The organism is Nocardia sp. NPDC059240, from assembly GCF_042753865.1.
Classification (GTDB): Bacteria; Actinomycetota; Actinomycetes; order Mycobacteriales; family Mycobacteriaceae; genus Nocardia.
This window is the reverse complement of sequence record NZ_JBHZAC010000003.1, coordinates 331,347-349,451: the sequence shown is the minus strand read 5'-3', so window position 1 is coordinate 349,451 and position 18,105 is coordinate 331,347. Positions and strand designations below refer to the sequence as shown.

At 70.6% G+C, this 18,105-nt stretch carries 1 protein-coding gene (cut by a window edge); it reads left to right on the top strand.

Features of this window, described 5'->3' with window-relative positions:
- On the top strand, window positions 1-18,105 hold the 3' portion of the coding sequence (locus ACFXHA_RS11870) for a non-ribosomal peptide synthase/polyketide synthase (RefSeq protein ID WP_379355654.1). 10,233 nt of this gene lie to the left of the window's left edge; only the last 18,105 of its 28,338 coding nucleotides appear in the window; its start codon lies off the left edge, out of view; it ends in the stop codon at window positions 18,103-18,105.

Here is an 18,105-nt window from a genome sequence, read left to right as displayed (position 1 = left end):
CGCTCGCTGGAATGGGTGACGGCGGTCTGGGCGGTCGCCAAGACCGGGGCTGGATTCCTGTCCCTGGATCCCGGGCACCCGTTGGACCGCAACACCTTCCTGTGCACCGATTCCGCTGTGCGCGTGGGCATGACGACCGCCCGTCACGCGGCCGCACTGCCGGGAGCGGACCTGTCGTGGCTGATCCTCGACGCCCCCGACACCACGGCGGCGGTGACGCGACTGCCACGCACCCCGCTCACCTCAGCCGAACGCCTGGGCAACCCGGTACCGGACAGCACGGCCTACGTCGTCTACACCTCCGGCTCGACGGGACGCCCCAAGGGTGTCGAGGTCACGCACGCCGGACTGGCGGGCGTATGCGCCGCGCAGCGTGGACGTTTCGGCATCACCGCGGATTCGCGGGTGCTCAGTGTGGCGGCGCGCACCTTCGACGCCGCCATCTTCGAACTGCTGATGGCGGTCTGCGGTGGCGCGACCCTGGTGATGTCGCCGCCGGAGGTCTATGGCGGGCAACAGCTCTCGGACTTCATGCGCGCACAGCGGGTCACCCATGCCGTGCTCACCCCGACGGTGGCCGCTGCGACGGATCCGGCCGGACTCGACGATCTCGAGCTGCTGACCGTGGCGGGCGAAGCCTGCCCGCCCGCCCTCCTGTCCCGTTGGGCCGCTACCGATCTCGGTGCGCGTCGCCGCGTGCACAACCTCTACGGTCCCGCCGAGGCGACCATCTGGGTGACGGGCACCGACGAGTTGCGGGCGGGCGATCCGGTCACCATGGGTTCGGTCATCGGCGGTATGTCCGCGCTGGTGCTGGACGCCTGGTTGCGCCCGGTGCCGGTGGGCGTCGTGGGCGAGTTGTATGTGTCGGGTGCCGGTGTGGCACGGGGATATCGGGGCCGGTCGGGACTGACGGCGAGCCGGTTCGTGGCCGATCCGTTCGGCGCGCCGGGCGAGCGGCTCTATCGCACCGGTGACCTGGTGCGCTGGACGCGGGACGAATCCGACACGGGCAGTGGCGTTCTGGAGTTCGTGGGCCGGGCCGACCTGCAGGTGAAGCTGCGCGGGCAGCGCCTGGAACTCGGCGAGATCGAATCCGCCCTGTGCGAGCAGGAGGGTGTCACGCACGCCGTGGTCCTGCTGCACGGTTCGGCGCAGGGTGACCGGCTGGTCGCCTACGTGGTCACCGCGCCCGGCCTCATGCTGGACGCGGCGCGGGTCCGGCGCGCGCTGGGACGGCGACTGCCCGGCTTCATGGTCCCGGAAGTGGTCATGGCCGTGGACGCCCTGCCGGTGACGGTCAACGGCAAGCTGGACAAGGCCGCGCTGCCCGAACCCATTTCGGCCCACGCCCGCTACCGGGCACCCGCGACACCGGCCGAGGAACTCGTGACGGCCGTCTTCGCCGAGGTGCTCGGGGTGGCCCGGGTCGGTGCCGAGGACGACTTCTTCGCACTCGGCGGCAATTCCCTCTCCGCGACCCAGGTGTCGGCGCGGCTGACCGACAGCGCCCGGGTGCCGGTGGGAGTGCGGCACGTCTTCGGGCATCCGGTGGCCTCGGAACTGGCCGCGCTGGTGTCACGACGGGTGGCCGAGGCCGATCCGGCACGGGCACCCCGCCTGCGGCCGTGGACCCGCCCACAGCGGGTGCCGCTGTCGTTCGCGCAGCAGCGCATGTGGTTCGTCAACCGGTTCGCCCCCGAATCGGCGTCCTACAGCATTCCGCTGGTGTTGCGCCTGTCGGGCGCACTGGATGTCGCCGCCCTCTCCGCGGCGATCCTGGATATGCTGGCCAGGCACGAGGTACTGCGGACCCGCTACCCCGACGCGGACGGCGTACCCTACCAGGCGGTGGTGCCGGTGACCGCACTGGCGGACGCCGTCGACCTCGACCTGACCCCGCAGCCGGTGACCGGCACCGACCTGGCGAGCGCGGTCTCGGCCGTCATCGCCACGGGCTTCGATGTGGCCGAACATATTCCGCTGCGCGCCCGGCTGCTGACCCCGGGGCCGGAACAGTTCGTACTGGTCATGGCGATCCATCACATCAATGCCGACGGCTTCTCGATGGCCCCGCTGGCACGTGACCTGGCGACCGCCTACGCCGCCAGGTGCGCTGCCCGGCAACCGGATTGGAAGCCACTCCCGCTGCAATACGCGGACTACGCGCTGTGGCAGCGGGAACTGCTGGGGTCGGCCGACGACCCCGATTCGATACTCGCGCAACAGATCCGGTACTGGACCGGACAGTTGCGTGACCTGCCCGAGGTGCTGGAACTCCCGTCGGATCGGCCGCGCCCGGCGGTCGCCTCGCACCGGGGCGCGACCCACCGCTTCATCATCGAACCCGACGTCGTCGCCGGTCTGCGCGAGCTGGCCGCCTCCGCCGGCGTCACCCTGTTCATGATGTTCCACGCGGCGGTCACCGTGGTCGCGTCGAAGCTGTCGGGCAGCACCGATATCGCCATCGGCACACCGGTTTCCGGGCGTGGCTCGGCACTGCTGGACGACCTGGTCGGCATGTTCGTCAATACCGTCGTGCTGCGCACCTGGGTCGACGCGGCCGAATCCTTCACCGCATTGCTGGATCGGGTGCGGGGCGTGGATCTGGATGCGTTCGCGCAGGCGGAGATCCCGTTCGAGCAGGTGGTCGAGGCGGTGCAGCCGCCGCGCAGTCAGGCCCAGCACCCGCTGTTCCAGGTCATGCTGGCGTTCCACAACCTCGACCCGGCCGCCGTGCGGCTGCCCGGCGTCGCCGTCACCCCGTCGCCCGCCGACACCGGCATCGAACGCTTCGATCTGACCCTGACCCTGGCGGACACCCCCGATGCGCGCGGTGCGATGCCCGTCGATCTGAGCTACGCCACCGACCTTTTCGATCCCGCCACCGCACTCGCGTTCCTCGAGCGGCTGGACCGGGTGCTGCGCACGGTCGTCGCCGATCCCGGGCGCGCGGTGCGCGACATCGACCTGCTGTCGCCCGCCGAGGCACGGCAACTCGAAACGTGGGGCCGCACGGGAACTCCCGACCTCGAGGGCCTCGCCGATGTAGCGGGAGAAGTGACGCTGCCGGTACTGCTCGCCGCCGCGGTGGCAGCGCAGCCCGACCGCAAAGCTCTCGTCGCAGGCAACCGCATGCTCTCCTACCGGCAGCTCGACGAACACTCGAATCGGCTGGCGCACTTGCTGATCGGCCAGGGCATCGGCCCGGAATCGGTGATCGCCATCGCGCTGCCGCGCTCGCTGCACTGGTTCGTCGTGGTCTGGGCGATCACCAAGACCGGGGCCGGCTTCCTGTCCCTGGATCCCACGCATCCGCTCGACCGCAACCGGTTCATGTGCACGGATTCCACTGTGCGCCTGGGCATCACAGTCGGCGCGCACGCCACCGGACTGCCGGCCGATGACATGACCTGGCTCGTGATCGACGACCCGGCCGTGGCGACACGCATCCGGCAGTGCCCGCCGACCGGAATCGCCGAGCAGGACCGGCGGCGCCCGCTGCGACCCGACAACACCGCCTACGTCATCTACACCTCCGGGTCGACCGGGCAACCCAAGGGCGTCGAGGTCACCCACGCCGGGTTGGCCGCGGTCGCCGCCGCACAACGCCGCGACTACGAGATCACCGCTGACTCCCGGGTATTGGCCGTCGCCGCACGCACCTTCGACGCCGCCCTGCTGGAACTGCTGCTCGCCGTCCCGACCGGAGCGACCCTCATCGTGGCCGCGCACGACGCCTACGCCGGGCCCGCACTGACCGCGCTGCTGCGCGAACGCCGCATCACACACGCCTTCCTGACCCCGTCGGTGCTGGCCTCGCTCGATCCCGAGGGCCTCGACGATCTGCGGGTGCTGACCGTCGGCGGCGAGGGCTATTCCGCGCGGCTGGTGGAACGCTGGTCACGCACCGACGTGGCGCACGCGCGCCGATTCTTCAATACCTACGGCCCGGCCGAGACTTCGATCATCACGGCGATCAGCCGCGAACTTCGGGCCGGGGATCGGCTCGAACTGGGCGCGGGTATCCCGGGCATCGGTGTCCTGGTCCTGGATCCAGGGTTGCGGCCGGTGCCGGTGGGCGCGGTCGGCGAACTGTATCTGTCCGGTGCCGGACTGGCCCGGGGCTACCGGGGCCGTCCGGACCTGACGGCCGCCCGGTTCCTCGCGCATCCGTCCGGTGCTCCGGGGGAGCGGTTGTACCGGACCGGGGACCTCGTCCGCTGGACACACCGAACCGATTCCGGGACCGGCACGCTGACATTCGTCGGCCGCGCCGACTTCCAGGTGAAGGTGCGCGGCCAGCGGCTGGAATTCGGCGAGGTCGAGGCCGCGCTGTGCGAGCTGGACGACATCGCGCAGGCCGTCGTGGTCGTGCGCAACGAGGCGGAGCGGGCGAGGCTGGTCGGCTATGTCGTCGCGCGGGACGGGCGTGCGCTCGACCCGGCCGCGATCCGGGCGACGGTCGGCGAACGCCTGCCGGGCTACATGGTGCCGGATGCGGTGCTGGTGCTCGCCGACCTGCCGTTGACGGCCACCGGGAAGGTGGATCGCCGGGCACTGCCCGAACCCGTCTTCGCGACAACGGAATTCCGTGCACCCACCGACGCCGTCGAGGCACTGGTGGCGGCGGTGTTCGCCGAGGTGCTCGGGCTGGAACGCGTCGGCGCGGACGACGACTTCTTCGCACTGGGCGGCGATTCGATCGTCTCCATCCAGGTGGTGTCCAAGGCTCGCGCCCGCGGTGTGGCCTTCGGGCCGCGTGACGTGTTCGAGCAGCGCACCCCGGCCCGATTGGCGGCCTGCGCGCAGACCGTCACCGTCGGCACCGGGCTGGCGGAACTGCCCGGCGGCGGAGTCGGTGAGGTGCCGTTGCTGCCGGTGGCGCAGTGGATGGTGGAGTGGGGCAAGGGATTCGACCGCTTCGACCAGCACGTGGTGTTGCGGGTGCCCGGCGGGGTGGACGAGACCGGCATGGTCGCGGCCGTGACCGCGCTGCTGGATCGCCACGACATGCTGCGTGCCCGGCTGCGGCGCACCGAGACCGGCGCCTGGGGAATGGAGGTCCCACCGGCGGGCGGCACCGAGGGGGCGTGGACCCTGCACCGCCGTGCCCTCGAACCGGGTATCGCCGTCGACACCGAAGCCGGACGCCGGGCGGTGGCCGATATCGCTGCCGCGGAACTGGATTCGGCGCTGGAGTGGCTCGACCCGCACGGCGGGGCGATGGTGCAGTTCGTGTGGCTCGACCCCGCGGACGAGACGCCGGGGTGGCTGTTGGTCGTGGCACACCACCTGGTGGTGGACGGGGTGTCGTGGCGGGTGCTGGTCCCGGATCTCATGTCCGCGTTCGCGCAGGCGGCTGCCGGGGAGGAGCCGGTGCTGGAACCGGTGGGAACCTCGATGCGGCGGTGGGCGCACGGCCTGGCGGAGGCCGCGGCCGACCCGATCCGGTTGCGCGAGTTGGGTTTGTGGCAGGCGATGGTCGCCGGTGCGGATCCGGTGCTCGGTGGGCGTGAGCTGGATCCCGCGATCGATACCGCGGCCACCCTCGACCAGATCGAGCTGTCGCTGCCGGAACCGGTGACTCGGGCGCTGCTCACCCGGGTGCCGACGGCCTTCCACGGCAGCGTGAACGACGGACTGCTGGCGGGATTGGCCGTGGCGGTGCGGATCTGGCGGGCCCGCCGCGGCATCGACGAACCCTCGGTGCTGGTGCGGCTGGAAGGGCACGGGCGCGAGGAGCAGGTGGTTCCCGGCGCGGATCTGTCGCGGACGGTCGGCTGGTTCACCTCGATGTTCCCGGTGCGGTTCGACCTGACCGGTATTGATCCCACCGGTGCGTTGACGGGCGATTCGGTGTCGGCGGCGGTATTCGCGGTGAAGGAGACGCTGCGGTCGATCCCGGACAAGGGCATCGGTTACGGTCTGCTGCGGTATCTGAATGCCGAAACCGCTGCGGCGCTGCCGGATCGGATGCCGGGCCGGATCGGGTTCAACTACCTGGGCCGGGTGACCGGCACCGACGTCGGTGCCGACGGGCCACACGGCGGCCTGGGCGAACTGACCGCCGTACCCGACCCGGATATGCCGGTGACGGTCGCGGTCGACATCAGCGCGATCGTGATCGAGGACCGGCTGCGAGCCGGATTCCGTTTCCCGCGCACCCTGCTCGACGCGGCCGAGGTCCGGGAGCTGGCCGACCTGTGGTCCCAGGCGCTGACTGCCATCGCCGAGCACACCGAAATCGCCGGTGCGGGTGGGCATTCCCCGTCGGACTTCGACCTGGTGTCACTGACTCGAGCCGACGTCGCCGAACTCGACCGCGCCTACCCGGCCCTGACCGAGGTGTGGCCGGTGACCCCGCTGCAGGCCGGACTGCTGTTCCACGCCCAGCTGGCCGACGCCGAAGCCGAGACGGATACCTATGTCGCCCAACTGATTCTGCGTCTGTCCGGAGAGCTGGACCCGGCCAGGCTGCGGAGCGCCGCGACCACCCTGATCGAGCGGCACGACGGATTGCGGACCGCGTTCGTCACGACCGGCAGCGGCGTCGGTGTAGCCGTTGTCGGTGACGATCTCGAACTGCCTTGGCAGGTCGTCGATCTGACCGGTCACCCTGATCCGCAGCGCGGACTCGACGAGCTCGCCGCCACGGAGAAGGCACGGCCGTTCGACCTCGCCGCGGCACCCCTGCTGCGCTGCACCGTCGCCCGGCTCGCGGCCGATCGATGGGCGCTGATCCTGACCAACCACCACGTCATCCTCGACGGCTGGTCGTACCCGTTGCTGGTCGCCGAACTGTTCGCCGACTATGCCGGCCGGCAGCCGGGACAGGCGGCCGGGTCCTACCGGGACTACCTGGCGTGGTTGGCAACCCGAGATCGTGCGGCGGCCCTGACCGCCTGGGCCACCGCCCTCGACGGCGTCGAACCGACACTGATCGCCGGTGACGCCGCACCCACCGGCGTTGTGGCGGAGCTGTCCACCGCTCTGGACGAAGCCGACACCCGGGCACTGACGTCTGCGGCCGCCACGGCCGGGGTCACGGTCAACACCGTCCTGCAATCCGCGTGGGCGATGCTGATGGCACAGCTCACCGGTCACACCGATGTGGTCTTCGGCGCGACCGTCTCCGGGCGGCCCGCTGAACTCCCCGCCGCCGAGCGCACCATCGGCCTGTTCATCAATACGATCCCCACCCGGGTCAGGCTGTACCCGGCCGAATCGGTGTCCGGGCTGTGGACCCGCCTGCACCACGAGCAGGCGGCACTGCTCGACCACCATCACCTCGGATTGCGGGACATCCACGCGCACACCGGCATCGACACGCTCTTCGACACCCTGATGGTGCTGGAGTCCTATCCCGTCGACCTGCGCGATATCGAGCACACCGTCGGCGACGGGAAGCTCGCCCTCACCGGGGTGGACGCCGCCGACGGCACGCACTACCCGCTGTCGTGCACCGCGATGCTGCGCGAGACGCTCGGCATCCGGTTGCAGTACCGGGCCGAACTGTTCGATGCCGCCACCATCGCGCGCCTCGGCGAGCGACTGCGAAACCTGCTGCGCACGATCGCCTCTGATCCGTCGCTGCCCGTGCGGGAGATCGGCCGGGAGCCACGGACCACGGGTCTGCTGGGAAGTGCGGACGCGGCGATGCCTCGCACGATGCTGCTGCCCGAGCTGCTGGCCGCCGCGGCAGCCATCGATCCGGACTCGGACGCCATCATCGACGGGGACCGGCGGATCAACTATCGGGAGCTGGACGCACAGTCGAATCGGTTGGCACGCTTGCTGATCGGATATGGGGTCGGTCCCGAGTCGGTGGTGGCGATCGGGCTGCCACGCTCGGCGGACTGGGTGTCGGCGGTGTGGGCGGTTGCCAAGACCGGTGCGGCCTTCGTCTCGATCGATCCCGGGCATCCCGATGAGCGCAATCGTTACGTGTGCATCGACTCCGGGGCCCGCTGTCTGCTGACGCGAGGTCGTCCCGGGTTCGAGCTGCCCGGGGTCGAGACAGTCGACCTCGGCGAGCTGGATCTGTCGCGGATCGGCGCGGCGGCGGTCACGGACGCGGACCGCCACACGCCGCTGCATCCGGGCACGGTCGCATACGTCGTGTACACGTCGGGGTCGACGGGACAGCCTAAGGGCGTGGAGGTTTCGCACACCGGGCTGGCGGCGCTGGTCGCCGACCATGTCCACCGCTGCGGGGTAGACCCCCGATCGCGGGTGATGGCGGTCGCCGCCCGCACCTTCGACGCCGCGATCCTGGAACTGCTCCTGGCTGTCTCCGGCGGCGGTGCACTGGTGATCGCGCCACCGGATGTGTATGGCGGACAACCACTGTGGGAACTGCTGCATCAGGAGGCCGTCACCCATGCCTTCCTGACCCCGGCCGTCGCACTGTCCCTCGAGAGCGCCGGACTCGACGCCCTGCGCGTGGTGCTCACCGGCGGCGATCGCTGTGGGCCGCAACTGGTGTCGCGATGGGCGGGCACCGACGCGGCGGGCCGGCGGACCGTGCACAACCTGTACGGTCCCGCCGAGTCGACGATCTGGGTGACGGGCGCGCGGCTGTCGGCGCAGCGGCCGATCGAGATCGGCGGTCCGATCGCGGGCACCCGGGTGGCGGTCCTGGACCCGTGGCTGCGTCCGGTACCCGCGGGCGTGGTGGGCGAACTGTACGTCGCCGGTCCCGCTGTCGCGCGCGGCTATCGCGGCCGCGCCGGGCTGACCGCGTCGCGGTTCATCGCCGATCCGTTCGGTGACGCCGGGCAACGGCTGTACCGCACCGGTGACCTGGTGCGTGAGGGCGTCGACGAAACCGGTTCGGGCACCGGCACGCTGACCTTCGTCGGCCGCGCCGACTTCCAGGTCAAACTGCGCGGACAGCGGCTCGAACTCGCTGAGATCGAGGCCGCCCTCACCGCCCTGCCGGGCATCGCGCAGGCCGTCGCGGCCGTGCACACGCCGGAATCCGGTGCCCGCCTGATCGGATACGTGACCGCCACCGCGGGAACTGCGGTCGATGCCGAACACGTCCGGCAACTGGTGGGGCAGCGGCTGCCCGCCTACATGGTGCCCGACGTCGTGCTCGTGCTCGACGACATGCCGTTGACCGCAACGGGAAAGCTCGATCGCCGCGCCCTCCCCGAACCCGCCGCCACGGCCCGCGAGTTCCGCGCGCCCGCCACGGCGGTCGAGGAACTCGTCGCCCGGGTGTTCGCCGAGGTGCTCGGGGTGGAACGAGTGGGTGTCGATGACGACTTCTTCGCACTGGGCGGCGATTCGATCGTCTCGATCCAGGCGGTGACCAAGGCGCGCGCCCTCGGTGTGGTCTTCGGTCCCCGGGACGTGTTCGAGCAGCGCACCCCCGCCCGGCTGGCGCTGCGCGCCCGCTCCGGCGCGGACCTGCCCGCCGCACTGGCGGAACTGCCCGGCGGAGGTGTCGGGGACCTGCCCCTGCTGCCGGTGGCACGGTGGATGGTGGAGTGGGGCAGCGGATTCGACCGCTTCGACCAGCACGTCGCATTGCGGCTGCCGGATGCCTGCACGGCCTCGGAACTGACCGCGGCCCTGAGCGCGGTACTGGATCGCCACGACATGCTGCGGTCCCGCCTGCGCGGCACCGCGACCGGGGAATGGGCGCTGGAGATCGCGCCGCCCGGTGCCGTGAACGGTGCGGACATTCTCACCCGACGGATCATCGACACCGAAACCGGCCGCTGGCCCGTGGCCGATATCGCGGCGGCGGAATTGAACTCGGCTCTCGACCGGCTGGACCTGCGCGGCGGGACGATGATCCGCTGCACCCTGCTCGAACCCGCCGACGGGACACCGGGCTGGCTGCTGATCGTGGCGCACCACCTGGTGATCGACGGTGTGTCGTGGCGGGTACTGGTACCGGACATGCTCTCGGCGCTCGAACAGCTGCGGCAGGGCGACACCCCGGTGCTCGAGCCGGTCGGTACCTCCATGCGGCGGTGGGCGCACGGATTGGCCACCGCCGCAACGGAACCGGCACGGATCGCGGAACTGGGACTGTGGCAGTCGATGATCGCGGGAGCCGACCCACTGTGGGGCGGCCGCGAGCTGGACCCGGCGATCGATACCGCCGCCACCCTCGACCAGGTGGGGGTGGAGTTGCCGGAATCGGTGACCCAGGCCCTGCTCGCCCGGGTACCGGCCGCATTCCACGGGGGCGTGAACGACGGCCTGCTCGCGGGATTGGCCGTGGCGGTGCGGATCTGGCGTGCCCGACGCGGTCTCGACGACCCGTCCGTGCTGGTGCGGCTGGAAGGACACGGCCGTGAGGAACAGGTGGTGCCCGGCGCCGACCTGTCGCGGACCGTGGGCTGGTTCACCTCGATGTTCCCGGTGCGGTTCGACCTGACCGGTATCGACCTCGAGGCGGTAGCCCGGGGGGAGAACGCGGTCGCGGACGCCGTGTTGGCGATCAAGGAAACCCTGCGGTCGATCCCGGACAAGGGCATCGGCTACGGGCTGCTGCGCTACCTGAACGCCGAAACCGCTGCGGCACTGCCCGATCGGATGCCGGGGCGGATCGGATTCAACTACCTCGGCCGCCTCGGCGCGGAGGCCGCCGGCGGCATCGACGGTGGACTGGGCGAATTGGCGGTGACCGCCGATTCGGCCGGGCCGGTGACGGTGGCGGTCGATGTGAGCGCGATCGTCGTCGACGATCGGCTGCGCGCCACCTTCCGCTACCCGCGCACCCTGCTCGCCGCGGCCGACATCGAAGAGCTGGCCGAGCTGTGGACACAGGTCGTGACCGCCGTCGCCGCACACGCCGAAAGCGAAGGCGCGGGCGGATATTCACCGTCGGACTTCGACCTGGTGGCCCTGCCGCAAACCGATATCACCGCCCTGGAAAACGCGTACCCGGCATTGGCCGATGTCTGGCCGGTGACCTCATTGCAGGCCGGTCTGCTGTTCCACGCCCAGCTGGCCGCGAGCGGCGCGGGCACGGATGTGTATGCCGCGCAGGTGATGCTGCGACTGTCCGGCGAGCTGGACCCGCAACGGCTGCATGCCGCGCTGGCCGCCGTGGTGGCGCACAACGACGGCCTGCGGACCGCCTTCACCACCACGCGCAGCGGCGTCAGCGTGGCGGTCGTCTGCGATCGGGTCGAAATACCCTGGCAGCTGGTCGATCTGCGGGAAAGCCCCGATTCCGAAGCGGAGCTGGCACAGGTGGCGGCCGCCGAGCAGGCCCGTCGCTTCGATCTCGCCGCCGCGCCCCTGCTGCGCTGCACCCTCGCGCGCCTGAGTGCCGACCGGTGGGCGGTGATCCTCACCGACCACCACGTCATCCTCGACGGCTGGTCCTGGCCGCTGCTGGTCACCGAGCTGTTCACCCGGTACGCCACCGGCACGGACCCGGGCGTCGCGAACGGCTCCTACCGGAACTTCCTGGCATGGCTCGCCACTCGTGACGGTGGGGCCGCACGGGCTGCCTGGTCGGCCGCGCTCGCGGGTGCCGAACCGACCCTGCTCGCCCAGCCCGTCGCCACGGCCGCCGCGACGGTGGCGGAGCGGTCGCTGGTGATCGACGCCGAGGGGACCCGGGAACTGCTCGCGGTCGCCGCCGCGGCCGGGGTGACGCTCAATACCGTCCTGCAGTCGGCGTGGGCGATGCTGGTGGCGCAGTTGACCGGTCACACCGATGTCGTCTTCGGCACCACGGTGTCCGGGCGTCCCACCGAACTCGCCGCGGCCGACCGCACCCTGGGCCTGTTCATCAACACCATCCCGGCCCGGGTCCGGCTGGATCCGGCCGAGACGGTGTCCGCGCTGTGGGCGCGACTGCATATCGAACAGGCCGCCCTGCTCGACCACCACCACCTCGGACTGACCGAAATCCAGGAACTCACCGGCAACGACACGCTGTTCGACACCGCCATGGTGCTCGAGTCGTATCCGGTCGACGTCGGCAATATCGCGCGGGTCACCGATGCGGGCAGCCTCGAGCTCACCGGGGTGAGCGGCGCGGACTCCACCCACTACCCGCTGTCCTGCACCGTGATTCAACAGGACACCCTGCGCATCCGGTTGCAGTACCGGCCGGACCTGCTCGACCCGGCCACCGTCGAAGCGCTGGCCGGGCGGCTGCCCGTCGTGCTGCGCGGGCTGGCCGGCGATCCCGGCCTGCGGGTCCGCGACGTGGCCATGCTGTCGGCGGCCGAACGCGGTGCGCTGCTGGCGGACTGGGGCCGCGATGACTCCGCGGCACTCCTCGGTACGGCCGAGCCGTTTGCCGTCGGGTCGGTCCTGCCGATGCTGCTGGCTGCCGCCGCGAGTGCGCATCCCGACGGGGACGCCGTCGTGGAGGGCCACCGGCGACTGTCGTACCGCGAGCTCGACGAGGGGTCGAATCGATTGGCGCGCTATCTCATCGAGCGCGGGGTCACCCCGGAATCGGTGATCGCCATCGGGCTGCCCCGATCCCCGGAGTGGGTGTCGGCGGTGTGGGCCATCGCCAAGACCGGTGCGGCCTTCGTGAGCGTGGATCCCGCGCATCCCCTGGAACGCAATCGGTTCGTCTGCGCCGATTCCGTGGTGCGGCTCGGCATCACGGTGGCCGGGCACACCGGCGAGCTGCCGGGCGACGAGGTGTCCTGGCTGGTGCTCGACGAACCGGATCTGGCGGCCGCCATCGAAGATCGCTCGCCCGCGGCGGTGCACGACACCGAACGTCGCGGCGCGATCCGGCCGGACGGTACGGCCTACGTGGTCTACACCTCCGGCTCGACGGGACGTCCGAAGGGTGTCGAGGTCACGCACGCCGGACTGGCGGGCCTGTGCGCGGCGCAGCAGCGCCGCTTCGGGGTCGGACCGGATTCACGGGTGCTCAGCGTGGCGGCGCGCACCTTCGACGCCGCGATCTTCGAGCTGCTGCTGGCGGTCTCGGGTGCCGCGACCCTGGTCATGTCACCGCCGGACGTCTATGGCGGGCCGCAACTCTCGGAGTTGATGCGCTTGCGACGGGTCACCCATGCCGTTCTCACCCCGACCGTCGCCGCTGCGACCGATCCCGCCGGCCTCGACGATCTCGAAGTGCTCACCGTGGCGGGTGAGGCCTGCCCGCCCGCGCTCATCTCCCGGTGGGCCGCAACCGATCTCGGTGCTCGTCGACGGGTGCACAACCTGTACGGTCCCGCCGAGGCGACCATCTGGGTGACGGGCACCGCCCCGTTGCGGGCGGGTGATCGGGTCAGCATGGGCACGCCGATCGGCGGCCTGTCGGCCCTGGTGCTGGATGCCTGGTTGCGTCCGGTGCCCGCCGGTGTGGTCGGTGAGCTCTACGTGTCGGGTTCCGGTGTGGCACGCGGGTATCGGGGCCGGCCGGGACTGACCGCCGCTCGATTCATCGCCAACCCGTACGGCGAGCCCGGAACACGGTTGTATCGGACCGGTGACCTGGTGCGCTGGACTGTCGACGAGTCGACGACCGAATCAGGCTCTCCCACGGCGCAGTTGATGTACATGGGCCGCTCCGACTTCCAGGTCAAGGTGCGCGGTCAGCGGCTCGAACTCGGCGAGGTCGAGGCCGCACTGTGCGAGGTGGACGGCGTCGATCAAGCCGCCGTCGTGTACCTCGCCGGTGAAAGCGCCTCCGCCGGTGGCCGATTGGTGGGCTACGTCGCGGGCCGAGGGCTCGAGCCCGGCGCAGTCGAACGGGTGGTCAAGCAGCGGCTGCCCCGCTACATGGTGCCGGACGCCATCCTCGTGCTCGACGCGTTGCCGCTCAACAGCAGCGGCAAGGTGGACCGCAAGGCACTGCCGGAACCGGTCTTCGCCGTCCGTGAGTTCCGGGCACCCGCGACACCGCTGGAACAGACCGTGGCGAGCGTTTTCGCCGACGTGCTCGGCCTCGAACGGGTGGGCGTCGACGACGACTTCTTCGCGCTCGGCGGAAACTCGCTGTCGGCCACCCGATTGTCGGCGCGACTGACCGACGCGGTCGGTGTGCCGGTGACCCTGCGGGAAGTGTTCGAGACTTCGGTGGTCGGGAACCTGGCGGGCATGCTCACCGCACGCGGCGCGGCAATGGGATACGTTGCGGGCGAGGCGATCCAGAGTGGCCCGCGATTGACGTCCCGGGAGCGACCCGAGCGCGTGCCGTTGTCGTTCGCACAGCAGCGGATGTGGTTCGTGAACCGGTTCGCGCCGGAATCACTGTCCTACAGCATTCCCCTGGTGCTGCGACTGTCGGGCATCGTGGACACCGTCGCTCTCTGGGCGGCGATCATAGATGTGCTGGCACGCCATGAAGTGCTGCGGACGCGATACCCGGAGACTGACGGCATGCCACACCAGGTGGTGGTGCCGGTCGCCGAACTGCCGGGCGCGGTGGACCTCGATCCGGCACCGGCGGTCGTCGCCGAGGCGGATCTGGCCTCGGCTGTCGCGGCTGTGGTGTCGTCGGGATTCGATGTGGCCGAACGGATTCCACTGCGGGTGCGCCTGCTGGCGGTCGGGCCGCAGGAGTTCGTGCTGGTAATGGTCGTGCACCACATCAACGCCGACGGGTTCTCCATGACCCCGCTGGCCCGCGACCTGGCCACCGCGTACACGGCCAGGTGCGGTGGGCGGCAACCCGAATGGTCGCCGCTGCCGGTGCAGTACGCCGATTACGCACTCTGGCAGCGGGAGCTGCTCGGGTCGGCACAGGATCCGCAATCCCTGCTCTCGGCACAGCGCCGGTACTGGCTGGAGCGACTGCGGGACCTGCCGGATGTGCTGGCGCTGCCGACCGATCGCCCGCGTCCGCCCGTGGCCTCGCACCGGGGCGCGACGCACGCCTTCACGGTGGCACCCGCCGTGGTGTTCGGGCTGCAGCGGGTGGCGCGCGATCGCGGGGTGACGGTGTTCATGATGTTCCATGCCGCACTGGCCATTGTGCTGTCGCGGCTGTCGGGCAGCACGGACATCGCCATCGGCACACCCGTCGCCGGGCGCGGCTCGGCCGTCTTGGATGACCTGGTCGGCATGTTCGTCAATACCGTCGTGCTGCGCACCCGGGTCGACGACTCGATGTCCCTCGGCGCATTGCTGGACGAGGTGCGCGGGGCGGATCTGGATGCCTTCGCGCACGCCGAGATTCCGTTCGAACAGGTGGTGGAGGCCGTGGATCCGCCGCGCGGCCGGGCCCGCAATCCGCTGTTCCAGGTCATGCTCGGGTTCCACAATCTCGACGAGGTCCGCTTCGAGCTGCCCGGCGTCAACGTCACGGGCTCGGGGGCCGACACCGGTGTCGAGCGTTTCGATCTCACCCTGACCCTCACCGACGCGCCCGACACCACGGGTGCGATCCCGGTCGGCATCAGCTACGCCACCGATCTCTTCGACGAGACCACCATCCACGCGCTGGCACAACGCCTCGACCGGGTACTGGCCGCCGTCGCCGGTGATCCCTCGATGCCGGTGCGCGAGATCGACATTCTGTCCGAGACCGAGCGCACGCGGGTGCTCCGCGAGTGGGGCCGCATCGAACCCGCGGCCAACCTTGCCGACGCCGTCACCCTGCCCGAGCTGCTGGCCGCCGCGGTGGTCGCGAATCCCGACGGCGACGCGGTGGTGGACGCGGGACGCCGCATCACCTACCGGGAACTCGGCGAACAAGCGAATCGGTTGGCGCAGTGGCTGATCGGGCAGGGCGCGGGACCGGAGACGGTGATCGCCATCGCCCTGCCGCGGTCGCTGGAATGGGTGCTCGCGGTGTGGGCGATCGCCTCCAGCGGAGCGGCACTGGTCTCGGTGGACCCGGCGCATCCGGCCGAGCGCAATCGCTTCGTGTGCGCCGATTCCGGTGTGCACCTTGGTATTACGACATCCGGCCACCGGGATGCACTGCCCGGCGAGGTGTCCTGGACGGTTGTGGATGATCCCGATACGGCCGCGGCCATCGCAGACGTCAGCGTTGCCACGACGGCCCCGAACACGCCGAATGTGGTGCCACGGTTGGACTCCGTGGCATACGTGGTGCACACCTCCGGCTCGACCGGCCTGCCCAAGGGTGTCGAAGTCACCCATGCCGGGCTGGTCGCCGTGCTCGCCGACCATCGGCGCCGGTGTGCACCCGACACCGAATCCCGGGTGCTGGCGGTCTCGGCACGCACCTTCGACGCCTCCATCTTCGAACTACTGCTCGCGGTGGCGGGGAGCGCCACGCTGGTGATCGCACCGGCCGACGTGTACGGCGGCCAACCCCTGACCGAACTCCTGCGCGGCGAACGCATCACGCACGCCATGCTGACCCCGGCGGTCGCCATGACCGTGGATCCGGCCGGGCTCGACGAGTTCCGGATGCTGCTGGTCGGCGGTGACCGGTGTCCGCCACAGCTGGCGGCACAGTGGTCGGGCACCGACGCCGGTGGCCGCCGCCGCGTGCACAACCTCTACGGCCCCGCCGAGGCGACGATCTGGACCACCGGCGCTGAACTGCGCCCCGGACAGCCCATCGAGATCGGCGCTCCACTGCCGGGAACCGGTGCGGCGGTGCTGGATTCGTCCCTGCGTCCCGTACCCGCAGGCGTGGTCGGCGAGCTGTACCTGTCGGGTCCCGGTCTGGCCCGCGGATATCGCGGCCGCGCCGGGCTCAGCGCCGCGCGGTTCATCGCGAATCCGTTCGGCGCGCCGGGGCAGCGGCTGTACCGCACCGGCGACCTGGTGCGCTGGTCGATCGGCGAAAACGGCTCGGGCACCGGCAGTCTGGTGTACGTGGGCCGCTCCGACTTCCAGGTGAAGGTGCGCGGGCAGCGGCTCGAGCTCGGCGAGGTCGAGGCCGCGCTGACCGCATTGCCGCAGATCGAGCAGGCTATCGCCATGGTGGCCCCAGGCGCCGGGGACAGCGCCCGCCTGGTCGGATATGTGGTGCCCGCCAACGGATCCGCCGTCGATCCGGCGGACGTGCGCCGCTCCCTGGCCGCCCGCGTGCCGGGATATCTGGTGCCCGACACCATCATGGTCCTCGACGAGTTGCCCATGACCGGCACCGGCAAGATCGACCGGCGTGCACTGCCCGAACCGGTTGCGGCGGCAAGGGAATTCCGGGCCCCGGCGACACCGCTCGAACAGCTCGTCGCCGACGTCTTCGCCGAAGTCCTCGAGGCCGACTCGGTCGGCGCCGACGACGATTTCTTCGCCCTGGGCGGGAATTCGCTCATCGCGGTGCGAGTGGTGTCATTGATCCGGGCTCGGAGTGGCCGGCAATTGCAGATCGGTCAGCTGTTCTCCGACGCGTCCCCGGCAGCGCTGGCCCGCGCGCTGGAAAACGGCGCGGATGCTCCGGACATCTCCCTGGGTGTGCTGACCCCGTTGCGCTCCACCGGCACCCGGCCGCCACTGTTCTGCGTGCATCCCGGCGGCGGATTGGCCTGGGTGTACGGGTCACTGCTGGGCCATCTCGAGGACGATCGTCCCGTCTACGGCCTGCAGGACCCCCACATCGTCGCCGACGAGCCGCGCCTGGAATCGGTTGCGGCCTACGCGGATCGCTACGTCCGCGAACTCCTCGAGCGTTTCCCCGACACCAGCTACAACCTGATGGGCTGGTCCCTCGGCGGCCAGATCGCGCACGCCATGGCCGTCCGCCTCCAGGAACTCGGCCATCGCGTGGAACTGCTGGCCCTCGTCGACGCCACCCCCGAAACCGCCGTGGGCGAGACCTTCGAACCCACCCGGCAGGACATCGCCACCACCGTGTCCCGCATCCTCGGCGGCTGGCACGACCTCCTCGACCTCGACGAGATCCCCGAAATCGACACCCTCGACGAGTTCTACGCCCTTCTCGCCGACCGCATCGGCACCACCGGAATCCTTGCCCCCCACCAAGTCCAACGCGTCCTCGACAGTTTCTCCCGCCCACTGCCTTACACCCCCGGCCGCTACACCGGTGACGCGCTGCTCTTCACGGCTGCCCGTGAACCGGGCCGGGACCGCCTCGCCGAAACCTGGCGTCCCTACATCACCGGCAGCATCGACCGCATCTCGATCGACGACTGGCACACCGCAATGCTCAACGCGGACAGGGCAGCCCAGATAGCCCCGCTCCTGGAATCCCGCCTCCGCGACTGA